Genomic DNA, 12,178 nt, shown 5'->3' with positions numbered 1-12,178 from the left:
TTCAGCCCCGGCGAGCGCTACGGCCGCGTCTACCAGATCAACTACCTGCGCTGCATCCTCTGCGGACTGTGCATCGAGGCGTGCCCCACGCGCGCCCTGACGATGACCAACGAGTACGAGCTGGCGGACACCAACCGGGCCGACCTGATCTACGAGAAGAGCGACCTCCTCGCCCCGCTGCTGCCGGGCATGGAGCAGCCGCCGCACGCGATGCTCCTCGGCGACGACGCCGAGACCTACTACCGAGGCGAGTTCGCCGCCCCCGCCCCCGGCGCGGGCGTCGCCACGTCGTCCAGCGACGAGGTCACGTCGTGATCGCGTTCTGGGTGCTGGCTCCCGTGATGGTCCTCGCCGCCCTCGGCATCCTCTTCGTGCGCAAGGCGGTGCACGCCGCCCTGCTCCTGGCGGTCGTGATGATCAGCCTCGCCATCCTCTACGCCGTGCTCGAGGCGCCGTTCCTCTTCGCGGTGCAGATCATCGTCTACACCGGCGCCATCTTGATGCTCTTCCTCTTCGTGCTGATGCTGGTCGGCGTCGACGCCTCCGACTCGGTCGTCGAGACCATCCGCGGACAGCGCGTCATGGCCGCCGTCGGCGGACTGCTGCTCGGACTGGTGCTGGTCATCGGCCTGGGACAGATCACGCTCGGCACTGCCGTCGGCCTCGACGAGGCCAACGGCGAGGGCAACATCCAGGCCCTCGCCAACATCCTCTTCTCCCGCTACGTCTTCGCCTTCGAGACCACCAGTGCGCTGCTGATCACCGCGGCCGTGGGCGCGATGGTCCTGGCCCACCGTGAGCGACTCACGCCCAAGGCCGGCCAGGCCGAGACGGCCGCCCAGCGCGTTCGCGACTACGCCGACAAAGGTCTGCACCTCGGGCCGCTGCCCGCCCCCGGTGTGTTCGCCCGCCACAACGCGGTCGACACCCCGGCGCTGCTCCCCGACGGCACGGCGTCCGCTGCCTCCATCTCGCGCGTGCTCGCCGCCCGCGGCACGGTACGGTCCGCCCCGGCGCTCGCCACCGACATCGAGGGCGTCCAGCGCTCGCTGGCCGGCGAGACCGAACCGCCTGCCGCCGAGCGCGACGACCAGGCCGACGACCAGCCCGAGGGAGGCCGCTCATGAATGAGTACGTCGTCCTCTCGGCGATCCTGTTCACCATCGGCTGCGTCGGTGTGCTGACCCGACGCAACGCCATCGTCGTCTTCATGTGCGTCGAGCTGATGCTCAACGCCTCCAACCTGGCGCTCGTGACCTTCGCCAAGCAGCACGGCAACCTCGACGGGCAGATCGCCGCCTTCTTCGTCATGGTCGTCGCTGCCGCCGAGGTCGTGGTCGGGCTCGCGATCATCATGTCCATCTTCCGGACCCGCCGCTCGGCCTCGGTCGATGACGCCAGCCTGCTGAAGCTCTGAGAGGCCCCACAACCAGATGTACGCATTGACAGAGTCCGTCCACGTCCCGGTGGTCGACCCCTCGCAGGCCGACGGGGTCTTCTCCCTGATGTGGCTGGTCATCGGACTGCCGCTCCTCGGCGCCGTGATCCTCCTGCTCGGTGGTCGTCGCACCGACCGCTGGGGCCACCTGCTCGGCACCGCCACCGCGCTCGGGTCCTTCGTCCTGAGCCTGCTGATGTTCCTCACGCTGCTCGGGCGCGGCGAGGAGGAGCGCCAGGTCGGCCAGCACCTCTACGACTGGATCCAGGTCGGCGGCCTCGACGTCGGCATGGACCTGCTCTACGACCCGCTGTCGGCGCTGTTCCTGCTGCTGATCACCGGGGTGGGCACGCTGATCCACGTCTACTCCATCGGCTACATGGAGCACGACCCCCGCCGCCGCCGGTTCTTCGCCTACCTCAACCTCTTCGTGGCAGCGATGCTGATGCTGATCCTCTCGGAGAACTACGTCGGCCTCTTCCTCGGCTGGGAGGGCGTCGGTCTGGCGTCCTACCTGCTGATCGGCTTCTGGCAGCACAAGCCCAGTGCTGCGGCTGCCGCCAAGAAGGCCTTCGTCATGAACCGGGTCGGTGACACGGGGCTGGCGCTGGCGATCTTCCTGATGTTCGTCACCTTCGGCACCACGAGCTTCTCCGGCATCAGTGCCGCCTCCTCCGGAGCCACCGAGAGCACCCTCAACGCCGTGGGGCTGCTCCTCCTGCTCGGTGCCTGCGGCAAGTCCGCCCAGGTCCCGCTGCAGGCGTGGCTGCTCGACGCCATGGAGGGCCCGACCCCGGTGTCGGCGCTGATCCACGCGGCCACCATGGTCACGGCCGGGGTCTACCTCGTGGTGCGCTCCAACTTCATCTTCGAGCTCGCCCCCGTCGCCCAGACCACGGTCGTGGTCGTCGCGGTCGTGACGCTCCTGTGGGGCGCGGTGCTCGGGTGCGCCAAGGACGACATCAAGAAGGCGCTCGCCGGCTCCACCATGAGCCAGATCGGCTACATGATGCTGGGTGCGGGCCTGGGCGGGGTGGGCTACGCCTTCGCGATCTTCCACCTGCTCACCCACGGCTTCTTCAAGGCCAACATGTTCCTCGGCGCCGGGTCGGTCATGCACGGCATGAACGACGACGTCGACATGCGTCGCTACGGCGCCGTGCGTCACGCGATGCCGGTGACGTTCCTGACGTTCGCCATGGGTTACCTCGCGATCATCGGCTTCCCCGGCTTCTCCGGCTTCTGGTCCAAGGACAAGCTCATCGAGACGGCGCTCGCCGAGAACGTCTTCGTCGGCATCGCCGCGCTCGTGGGCGCCGGTGTCACGGGCTTCTACATGACCCGACTGATGCTGATGACCTTCTTCACCGAGAAGCGCTGGAAGGCCGATGTGCACCCGCACGAGTCGCCGGCCACCATGACCATCCCGTTGGTCGTGCTCGCCGCGCTCTCGGTCCTCGGCGGTGTCCTGCTGCTCGGCGACTGGATCGTCGACTGGCTCGTCCCGGTGGTCGGCGAGGGTGAGCACCACGAGCCCCCGATCCCGGTCCTGGCGGTCACCGTCCTCGCGACCCTCACGGCAGCCGCCGGTGTCGCCACCGCCTGGTTCCTGGTCGGCAAGCGCGAGATCGCGCTCACGCCGCCCCAGGACGTCTCTTTCGCGACCCGCGCTGCGCGTGCCGACCTCTACGGCGACGCGATCAACGAGGCCGTCGTCGTCAACCCCGGCCGACGTCTCGTGCGCGGCCTGCTCACCTTCGACCGATCCGGCGCCGACGGCGTCTTCACCGGCGGCGCCTCGGCGGTGTCGGGGATCGGTGGCCAGCTCCGGAAGATCCAGAACGGTTTCGTGCGCTCCTATGCCCTCTCTGTCCTCGCCGGCGTCCTGCTGGTCGTCCTCGCGCTGCTGGCGGTGAACCTGTCGTGAACGAGTTCCCCTGGCTCACCCTGCTGATCCTCACCCCGCTCGTCGGCGCGCTGGTCGTCGCCTTCGCACCGTCGGCACTGACCAAGCAGGTCGCGATCGGCTTCGGCCTCCTCACGCTCGCCCTCGGCGTCGCCATCGCCGTCCAGTACGACGTGGACGGCGGCATGCAGCTCCAGGAGCAGCACACCTGGATCGACGCGTTCGGCGTCAACTACGCCCTCGGCGTCGACGGCCTCGGGCTGCTGATGATCCTGCTGACCGTGCTGATCGTCCCGGTGGTCATGGTCGCGGGCTGGTTCGACGGCGACGACGGCGACACCAAGGCGTTCTTCGCCTGGGCGCTCGCGCTCGAGGCCATGTCGCTCGCGGTGTTCTGCGCCACCGACGTCTTCCTCTTCTACGTCGTCTTCGAGGCCACCCTCATCCCGGCCTACTTCCTCATCGGCGGGTTCGGTCGTGAGGGCAGGGCCGGGGCCGCGGTGAAGTTCCTCATGTTCCAGCTGGCCGGGGGGTTGATCCTGCTGGCCTCGGTCATCGGGCTCTACGTCGTCTCCGCCCAGCAGGGTGAGCCGTCCTACCTGCTCTCGGACCTCTCGCAGCTCGACATGTCGCAGAACGCCGAGCGCTGGCTCTTCGCCGGGTTCTTCATCGCCTTCGCGATCAAGGCCCCGCTCTTCCCGGTGCACACCTGGCTCGCCGACACCGCCGAGAAGGCCACCCCGGGCACCAGCGTGCTGCTGGTCTGCATCCTCGACAAGATCGGCACCTTCGGGATGCTGCGCTTCTGCCTCGGGATCTTTCCCGAGGCCTCGCAGTGGGCCACGCCCCTGGTCATGGTGCTGGCGCTCATCTCGATCGTCTACGGCGCCCTCATCGCGATCGGCCAGGACGACGTCCTGCGCCTGATCGGCCTCACCTCGCTCAGCCACTTCGGCTTCATCACCCTCGGCATCTTCGCGCTGAGCAGCCAGGGCGGCACCGGCTCGATCCTCTACATGGTCAACCACGGGCTGGGCACCGCTGCGCTCTTCCTGCTCGCGGGCTACCTGATCCGCCGCCGGGGCACGACGCTGATCAGCGAGATGGCCGGCATCGAGAAGGCCACGCCGATCCTCGCCGGCCTCTTCCTCGTCGCCGGTCTCGCGACGCTCGGACTGCCGGGCCTGAGCCCGTTCGTCTCCGAGTTCCTCGTGCTCCTGTCGGCCTTCGACTACCACTGGTACGTCGGCGCGGTCGCCGTGACCGGCATCGTGCTGGCCGCCATCTACGTCCTCTGGATGTACCAGCGGGTCATGACCGGCGCGACGCCCGCCGATGTCGAGGGCACCCCCGACATCGGCAAGCGCGAGCTGGGCGCGATCGCCCCGCTGATGCTGGCGCTGGTGCTCTTCGGCTTCTACCCGATGCCGTTGCTCGATGTCGCCAACCCGACGATCGACTCGCTGATGGCCTACGTCGGTGTCAGCGACGCACCACCCGACGTGCCCGCCGGTTCCGTCCCTGACCACGCTGCCACGGAAGGAGGCGAGGGCTGATGGACTTCGTCAAGCCCACCATCGAGTACGCCGAGCTCTGGCCGCTGCTCCTCGTCTTCGGCGTCGCGGCGGCCGGTGTCCTCGTGGAGGCCTTCCTGCCCCGTGAGCATCGCCGCCTCGTCCAGGTCGTCCTCGCCCTGACGGGTCTCGTCGCCGCCCTCGTTGGCACCGTCCTGGTCGGCACCGGCCTCACCTCCCTCGGCGACGGAGCCGCGCGCGGCCTCCTCGGCGTCGAGGGCACCCTGGTCATCGACGGCCCCACCGTCTATCTCTGGGGCCTGGTCCTGGTCTTCTCGATCGCCGGCGTCGCGCTCTTCGCCGAGCGCCGGCTGGAGGGCGGGGTCTCGGCCTTCGCGGGCCAGGCAGCCGCGCTTCCCGGCACCGAGGCGGAGCGTCAGGCCTCCACCCAGGGCCTCGACCACACCGAGGTCTATCCCCTGATGATGTTCGCGGTGGGCGGCATGATGCTGTTCCCCGCCTCCAACGACCTGCTGACGATGTTCGTCGCGCTCGAGGTGCTCTCGCTCCCGCTCTACCTGCTCTGCGGCCTGGCGCGTCGTCGCCGTCTGCTGAGCCAGGAGGCGGCGCTGAAGTACTTCCTGCTCGGCGCGTTCTCCTCCGGCTTCTTCCTCTACGGTGTGGCGCTGGTCTACGGCTTCGCCGGCTCCATGCAGTTCGCCGCGATCAACGAGGCGGTCCGCAACGACGCCGACAACGAGGCGCTGCTGCTGATCGGCATGGGGATGCTGGCCGTCGGCCTGCTGTTCAAGGTCGGCGCGGCGCCGTTCCAGTCGTGGATGCCCGACGTCTACCAGGGTGCGCCCACCGCCGTCACCGCCTGGATGTCGGCTGCGACCAAGGTCGCCGCGTTCGGCGCCCTGCTGCGCCTCTTCTACGTCGCCTTCGGGTCCGACCGCTGGTCGTGGCAGCCGATGATGTGGGTCGTCGCGATCCTGACGATGCTGATCGGCGTGGTGCTCGCGGTCGTCCAGACCGACGTCAAGCGGATGTTGGCCTACTCCTCGGTGGCGCACACGGGCTTCCTGCTCACGGGTGTCCTCGGGCTGCAGGCGACCAGCGACCTCGCGATCGGCCAGGTGACCTCGCTCGAGGCCGTGCTGTTCTACCTGACGACCTACGGCTTCGCAAGCGTCGGCGCCTTCGCCGTCGTCACGATGGTGCGCGACTCCGGGGGCGAGTCCACGGCTTTCCCGCGCTGGGCCGGCCTGGGCCGTCGCTCGCCGTTGGTCGCAGCCGCCTTCGCGTTCTTCCTGCTCTCGATGGCCGGCATCCCGCTGACCGCCGGCTTCGTGGGCAAGTGGGCGGTGTTCACCGTGGCGATGTCGGCAGGAGCCTGGCCGGTCGTGCTGGTCGCCATCGCGTCGAGCATCATCGCGGTCTACTTCTACATCCGCCACATCCGCCTGATGTTCTTCTCCGAGCCGGACGGTGAGGTCGCCTCGGTAACCACGCCCTCGCTGCTGACCTCGGTCACGGTGGGCGTGTGCGTGCTCGCGACCGTCCTCCTCGGAGTCCTGCCCGGCCCGGTGCTCGACCTGGTGACCCATGCAGGACAATTCATCAGGTGAGCTCGATCCCGCCCAGTCCCGCAGAGCTGGCGCTGCCCGTCACCGACGAGGGGCTGGCGGCCCGGCTGCGAGAGCGCATGGCCGTCGTCGAGGGAGCGCTCTTCGAGCACGCCCAGAGCCGCGCGCCCTACGTCACCGAGGCAGCGAGTCACCTGCTCTCCGCCGGGGGCAAGCGGTTCCGACCGCTGCTGGTGCTGCTCGCCGCGGAGGCGGGTGAGCACCCCGACAGCGACGAGGTCGTGACGGCGGCCTGCGTCGTGGAGATCACCCACGTCGGCTCGCTCTACCACGACGACGTCATGGACGAGGCCGACCTGCGCCGCGGTGCCGACTCGGCCAACTCCCGCTTCGACAACCTCGTGGCGATCCTCACCGGGGACTTCCTCTTCGCCAAGTCCTCCGAGCTCACCGCACGCCTCGGGGCCGACGCGGTCCGCATCCAGGCCGAGACCTTCACGCGCCTGGTCGAGGGGCAGATCCTCGAGACGGTTCCTCCGGGGCCGGGCGACGACCCGCTCCAGCACTACCTCGACGTGGTGGCCGGCAAGACCGGTTCCCTCATCGCCACCTCGGCGCGCTACGGCGCCCGCTTCGGCGGCGCCAGTCGCGAGGTCGAGGAGGCGTTGACCGCCTACGGTGAGATCGTCGGGTCGGCCTTCCAGCTCTCCGACGACATCCTCGACGTCGCCTCCGAGTCCGAAGAGTCCGGCAAGACCCCGGGCACGGACCTGCGGGAGGGCGTGCCCACCCTGCCCAGCCTGATGGCCCGCGCCTCGACCGACCCGGCCGACGCGCGACTGATCGAGCTGCTGGACGCCGACCTCGCCGACGACGCCCTCCACGCCGAGGCGCTGGACCTCCTGCGCAAGCACCCCGCCATGGAGCAGGCCCGCGCCTACGTCGTGGCCCAGGCGCAGGAGGCCAAGAGCCACCTGGCGGTGCTGCCCGAGGGCTCGGTCCGCAGCGCGCTCGAGGCCTTCGCCGACATCGTGGCCGTGCGCTCGGCCTGAGCGCCCTCAGGCCGCGGTGGCGCCGGCCACGCTGAGCGCCAGCTGGCGGCGGCGGTGCCGCAAGGCCTCCCACGTGAAGATCGTCAGGGCCACCCACACGAGCGCGAAGCCCACCCATCGGCCCGCCGGCATGTCCTCGCCGAAGTAGAGGACCCCGAAGGCGAACTGGAGCACTGGCGCGAGGTACTGCAACAACCCGATCGTCACCATCGGGATCCGCGTGGCCGCCGCTCCGAAGCAGATGAGGGGCACCGCCGTCACGAGACCGGTCGTGACCAGGAGGGCCGCGTGCCCGGCTCCCTCGGTGCCGAAGCTGGAGGCGCTCGTGGCGACCAACCAGCCGACGTAGGCCAGGGCGAGCGGCGCGATCAGCATGGTCTCGAACGCCAGTCCCTCGATGGCCCCGACGTCGGCCGTCTTCTTGGCGAGGCCGTAGGTGCCGAACGAGAAGGCCAGTGCCAGGGCCAGCCAGGGCAGCCGACCGTAGTCGAGGGTCAGCACCACCACGGCGAGCAGCCCGACCCCCATCGCCGCCCACTGCGGTCGGCGCAGGCGCTCGCCGAGCAGGACGACGCCCATGAGGACCGTGACCAGGGGGTTGATGAAGTAGCCCAACGAGGTCTCGACGACCCGGCCGTTGTTGACGCCCCAGATGTAGAGCGCCCAGTTGGACGTCACCGTCACCGCCGACAGGGCCAGGAGCGCGAGCAGGCGGGGGCTCCGCAGGAACGCCCACAGCTGCGTCGTACGCCGCAGCAGGAGGACCAGCAGACCCATGGTGACCGAGGACCAGAGGACGCGGTGGGCGAGGATCTCGAGGGCTCCCGCTGGCTCCAGCAGCGGCCAGTAGAGGGGGAAGAGTCCCCACATCAGGTAGGCCGAGGCGCCGAGCAGCAATCCCTTCCGCGACTCCGGCACCCGGCGAGCATAGGCTGCGGTCCATGGCGACTCGGCAGGCGGCAACGGTGCTCGGGCTGACGATGCTCCTCACGCTCGGGCTCGTGGGTCCCACCGGTGCGGCGCAGCCGCAGACCTTCACCGAGCAGGCCCGGCGGGTCGACGGCAGCAACTACCTGGTCGGCCGCGTGACCCCCGATGCCTCGGAGCGCCTGGTCCGCTACCAGCGGCGTCTCTGCGCGACCTGTGCGTGGAAGCCTTACGAGGTGGTGCGCACCGACACCGAGGGACGCTTCCGCATCCGCATCGACTTCCCCCGGACGCCGAAGCCCACGTGGCGCTACCGGGGCTACGTCGCCGCGACGGCGACGCACGACAGGACCGAGGGGCGGGTGTGGCTCGCGTGTGCGCGCGAGACATGTCGGCGCTAGCGGTTTAGCGGTGGGTCGTGGGGGATAGGTAGTGAGCGTCGTTCCCCATCACTAGGAGATCCCCATGCGGTCATCAGCCCGCCTCATCGCCTCGTTCCTCGCCATCTTCGCGCTCGTCGCGCTGTCGTTCGGCGGCAGCGCGTCGGCCAACGTCGAGGCCAAGCGCCAGGCCCACAAGATCATCGGCCTCAAGGCCGGCGAGTACGGCAACACCGGCAAGTTCTTCGCCAAGGGTCAGGTCACGACCTACAAGAACAAGTTCGTGAAGCTGCAGAAGAAGAAGTGCAACACGTGCACCTACAAGCCCGTGACGCAGAAGAAGACCACGGCCACCGGCAAGTTCCTCTTCAACTTCGACGGCCCGCGTGGCACCTGCTACCGCGTCCTGGTCCCGGGCACCTCGCAGTACAAGCCGGCCTACCGTCCGGTCGGCTGCATCGTCGCCCAGTAACGACGTCCGCACGCAACGAGGGCCCTGCCGGATGGCAGGGCCCTCGTTGCACGTGCACGCGCGTGTCGCACGAGCGGTCAGACGATGGTCCAGGTGTCGCCGCCGTTGACGAGGGCGGTGAGGCGGTCGGTGACCTCGCCGGGGGTGGCGTCCTTGGCGGAGGTGATCTGGGCGCGGGTCTGGTCGTCGTAGGTCGGGCGCTCGACCTGGCGGAAGATGCCGATCGGTGACTGGTTGAGGTAGCCCGAGTCGGTGAGGCGGCTGATCGCGAACGCCGTCGACGGGTCGGGGTTGTGGGCGTCGTGGACCAGGAGCGCGTCGGGGGAGACATCGGCGGTCATGACGACCTTGACGCCGCCGGTCTCGCTGTCACGGATCAGTCCCTTGGCCCCCAGGCCGGCCTCGTCGCGGGTGCCGAAGGTGATCGGCACGCCGTGCTCGAGGGGGATGATCGCGTCGGCCTTGGTGTCGTTGTCCTTGATCGCGTCGAACGCACCGTCGTTGAAGATCGGACAGTTCTGGTAGATCTCGACGAACGAGGTGCCGCGGTGGGCGGCGGCCGCGGAGAGCACGGCGGTGAGGTGCTTGCGGTCGGAGTCGATGGTGCGGGCCACGAAGGACCCTTCGGCGCCGAGCGCCAGCGAGACGGGGTTGAAGGGGTGGTCGACCGAGCCCATGGGGGTCGACTTGGTGATCTTGCCGGCCTCGGAGGTGGGGGAGTACTGGCCCTTGGTCAGGCCGTAGATGCGGTTGTTGAACAGCAGGATCGTCATGTTGACGTTGCGGCGCAGGGCGTGGATGAGGTGGTTGCCGCCGATGGAGAGCGCGTCGCCGTCGCCGGTGACGACCCACACCGACAGGTCCTCGCGGGCCGTTGCGATGCCGGTCGCGATCGAGGGCGCGCGTCCGTGGATGGAGTGCATGCCGTAGGTGTCGAGGTAGTAGGGAAACCTCGAGGAGCAGCCGATGCCGGAGACGAAGACGATGTTCTCGCGGCGCAGGCCGAGCTGGGGCAGGAAGCCCTGGACCGCCTTGAGGACGGCATAGTCGCCGCAGCCGGGGCACCAGCGGACCTCCTGGTCGGAGGTGTACTCCTTGCCGGTCTGGGGCTGGTCGTTGGTGGGGACCAGGTCGACGCCGGAGCGCAGCCCGGGGAACGGGAGCTTCTCGGTCGTGCTCACTTCGCCTCCTCGGCGATGGGGGTCAGGTCGACGGTGATGCCCTCGGCATCGGCGACCAGGGCGCCGATGGCGTCGGCGAGGTCGGCTGCCTTGAGAGGCAGTCCTCGGACCATGTTGTAGCCGACGGCGTCGACGAGGTACTTGCCGCGCAGCAGCAGGGAGAGCTGGCCGAGGTTCATCTCGGGGACGAGGACCTTGTCGTAGCGCTTGAGGATCTCGCCGAGGTCCTTCGGGAAGGGGTTGAGGTGGCGCAGGTGGACCTGGGCGACGTGGTAGCCGGCCTTGCGGACGCGGCGGCAGCCGGCGCCGATGGGGCCGTAGGTCGAGCCCCAGCCGATGACGAGGACCTTGGCCTGGCCGGAGGGGTCGTCGACCTCGAGCGGGGGCAGGGAGTCGGCGATCCGGTCGACCTTGGCCTGGCGGGTGCGGACCATGAGGTCGTGGTTGGCGGGGTCGTAGGAGATGTTGCCGTGGCCGTCGCCCTTCTCGAGCCCGCCGATGCGGTGCTCGAGGCCGGGGGTGCCGGGAATGGCCCAGGGCCGCGCGAGGGTCTCCTCGTCGCGCAGGTAGGGCCAGAACTCCTCGGTCGAGGTGTCCTCGGCCCGCTCGGTGCCGGTGACCTTGCCCTTCTTGGTCACCGTCTTGTTGCGCTCGGTGGCGAAGGCGGGGTCGATGCGGGGCAGCTCGTCGATGTCGGGGATCCGCCAGGGCTCGGAGCCGTTGGCGAGGTAGCCGTCGGAGAGCAGCATCACCGGCGTGCGGTAGGTGATGGCGATGCGGGCGGCCTCGACGGCGGCGTCGAAGCAGTCGCCGGGCGACTGCGGCGCGACGATCGGCACGGGGGCCTCGCCGTTGCGGCCGTACATCGCCTGCAGGAGGTCGGACTGCTCGGTCTTGGTCGGCAGTCCGGTCGAGGGGCCACCGCGCTGGACGTTGATGACCAGGAGGGGGAGCTCGGTCATGACGGCCAGGCCGATGAACTCGCCCTTGAGCGCGATCCCGGGGCCTGAGGTGGTGGTGATGCCGAGCTGGCCGGCGAAGGAGGCTCCGATCGCGGAGCCGATCCCGGAGATCTCGTCCTCGGCCTGGAAGGTCGTGACGCCGAAGGACTTGTGCTTGGACAGCTCGTGGAGGATGTCGGAGGCCGGGGTGATCGGGTAGGACCCGAGGAACAGCGGGAGCCCGGACTGCACACCGGCGGCGACGAGGCCGTAGGACAGGGCGAGGTTGCCGGTGATGTTGCGGTAGGTGCCCGGCGCCATGGGGGCGGGCTTGATCTCGTACTGGACCACGAACGTCTCGGTGGTCTCCCCGAAGTTCCACCCGGACTTGAACGCGGTGATGTTGGCGTCGCGGATGTCGGGGACCTTGGCGAACCGCTTGGACAGGAACGCGGTGGTCGACTCGGTGGGGCGGCCGTACATCCACGACAGCAGCCCGAGGGCGAACATGTTCTTGGCCCGGGCGGCGTCCTTGCGGGACAGGCCGAACTCCTTGACGGCCTCGACGGTCATCCCGGTCAGGTCGAGGGGGAAGACGGAGAACTCGCCGAGGGAGTCGTTGGCGTCGCCGAGGAAGTCCAGGGGGTTGGCGTCGTAGCCGGCCTTGGTCAGGTTGCGGGCGGTGAAGTCGTGGGTGTCCACGATGATCTGCGCGCCCTTGGGCAGGTCACCCAGGTTGGCCTTCAGTGCGGCGGGGTTCATCGCGACCAGCACGTCG

At 69.3% G+C, this 12,178-nt stretch carries 12 protein-coding genes; 9 read left to right on the top strand and 3 right to left on the bottom strand.

Features of this window, described 5'->3' with window-relative positions; genetic code table 11:
• The 7 genes from RMN98_RS17895 to RMN98_RS17865 all read left to right on the top strand — a co-directional run.
• A partial coding sequence (locus RMN98_RS17895; RefSeq protein WP_309650171.1) for a 4Fe-4S binding protein occupies positions 1-315 on the top strand: 315 nt, incomplete at its 5' end.
• On the top strand, positions 312-1,127 hold the full coding sequence (locus RMN98_RS17890) for an NADH-quinone oxidoreductase subunit J (protein ID WP_309650170.1): 816 nt from the start codon (positions 312-314) through the stop codon (positions 1,125-1,127). The genes RMN98_RS17895 and RMN98_RS17890, both read left to right, overlap by 4 nt.
• Positions 1,124-1,417, top strand: a complete 294-nt coding sequence (gene nuoK / locus RMN98_RS17885) for an NADH-quinone oxidoreductase subunit NuoK (protein WP_309650169.1) — start codon at positions 1,124-1,126, stop codon at positions 1,415-1,417. Before RMN98_RS17890 ends, nuoK begins: the two co-directional genes overlap by 4 nt.
• A 16-nt stretch (positions 1,418-1,433) precedes the next feature.
• Positions 1,434-3,365 (top strand): NADH-quinone oxidoreductase subunit L, encoded by a 1,932-nt coding sequence (gene nuoL, locus RMN98_RS17880; protein ID WP_309650168.1) that lies wholly within the window; start codon positions 1,434-1,436, stop codon positions 3,363-3,365.
• Positions 3,362-4,900 carry an NADH-quinone oxidoreductase subunit M gene (locus RMN98_RS17875; protein ID WP_309650167.1) on the top strand — a complete coding sequence of 513 codons (1,539 nt, stop codon included), beginning with the start codon at positions 3,362-3,364 and terminating at the stop codon, positions 4,898-4,900. Before nuoL ends, RMN98_RS17875 begins: the two co-directional genes overlap by 4 nt.
• Positions 4,900-6,489: an NADH-quinone oxidoreductase subunit NuoN gene (gene nuoN, locus RMN98_RS17870; RefSeq protein WP_309650166.1), complete on the top strand. Its 1,590-nt coding sequence runs from the start codon at positions 4,900-4,902 to the stop codon at positions 6,487-6,489. Before RMN98_RS17875 ends, nuoN begins: the two co-directional genes overlap by 1 nt.
• Positions 6,486-7,499, top strand: coding sequence for a polyprenyl synthetase family protein (locus RMN98_RS17865; protein WP_397210075.1), 1,014 nt, complete (start codon positions 6,486-6,488; stop codon positions 7,497-7,499). The genes nuoN and RMN98_RS17865 overlap by 4 nt, the downstream gene beginning before the upstream one ends.
• Before the next feature lie 6 nt (positions 7,500-7,505).
• Here the strand turns inward: RMN98_RS17865 and rarD are convergent, their stop codons facing one another.
• Positions 7,506-8,417: an EamA family transporter RarD gene (rarD, locus tag RMN98_RS17860; protein WP_309650165.1), complete on the bottom strand. Its 912-nt coding sequence runs from the start codon at positions 8,415-8,417 to the stop codon at positions 7,506-7,508.
• Between the two features lie 23 nt (positions 8,418-8,440).
• Here rarD and RMN98_RS17855 point away from each other — a divergent pair, with 23 nt between their 5' ends.
• Together RMN98_RS17855 and RMN98_RS17850 are read left to right on the top strand one after the other, a co-directional pair.
• Entirely contained in the window at positions 8,441-8,827 is a 387-nt protein-coding gene (locus tag RMN98_RS17855) for a hypothetical protein (protein WP_309650164.1), read from the top strand.
• A 64-nt stretch (positions 8,828-8,891) separates the two neighbouring features.
• Entirely contained in the window at positions 8,892-9,278 is a 387-nt protein-coding gene (locus RMN98_RS17850) for a hypothetical protein (RefSeq protein ID WP_309650163.1), read from the top strand.
• A 77-nt stretch (positions 9,279-9,355) separates the two neighbouring features.
• Here RMN98_RS17850 and RMN98_RS17845 read toward each other — a convergent pair whose 3' ends face one another.
• Both RMN98_RS17845 and RMN98_RS17840 read right to left on the bottom strand, forming a co-directional pair.
• Positions 9,356-10,459, bottom strand: coding sequence for a 2-oxoacid:ferredoxin oxidoreductase subunit beta (locus RMN98_RS17845; protein ID WP_397210070.1), 1,104 nt, complete (start codon positions 10,457-10,459; stop codon positions 9,356-9,358).
• Positions 10,456-12,178 (bottom strand): 2-oxoacid:acceptor oxidoreductase subunit alpha (locus RMN98_RS17840; protein WP_309650162.1); only part of this gene is annotated, 1,723 nt, incomplete at its 5' end. The genes RMN98_RS17840 and RMN98_RS17845, both read right to left, overlap by 4 nt.

The sequence above is a fragment of the Nocardioides sp. genome (assembly GCF_031397825.1).
Taxonomy (GTDB): domain Bacteria; phylum Actinomycetota; class Actinomycetes; order Propionibacteriales; family Nocardioidaceae; genus Nocardioides.
This window is presented reverse-complemented; position numbering and strand designations above follow the sequence as displayed.

Bases quoted from the DNA above. Each gene is read 5' to 3' on its own strand.
- nuoK (WP_309650169.1), top strand. From the start codon at position 1,124: ATGAATGAGTACGTCGTCCTCTCGGCGATCCTGTTCACCATCGGCTGC.
- nuoL (WP_309650168.1), top strand. From the start codon at position 1,434: ATGTACGCATTGACAGAGTCCGTCCACGTCCCGGTGGTCGACCCCTCG.
- nuoN (WP_309650166.1), top strand. From the start codon at position 4,900: ATGGACTTCGTCAAGCCCACCATCGAGTACGCCGAGCTCTGGCCGCTG.
- RMN98_RS17855 (WP_309650164.1), top strand. From the start codon at position 8,441: ATGGCGACTCGGCAGGCGGCAACGGTGCTCGGGCTGACGATGCTCCTC.
- RMN98_RS17850 (WP_309650163.1), top strand. From the start codon at position 8,892: ATGCGGTCATCAGCCCGCCTCATCGCCTCGTTCCTCGCCATCTTCGCG.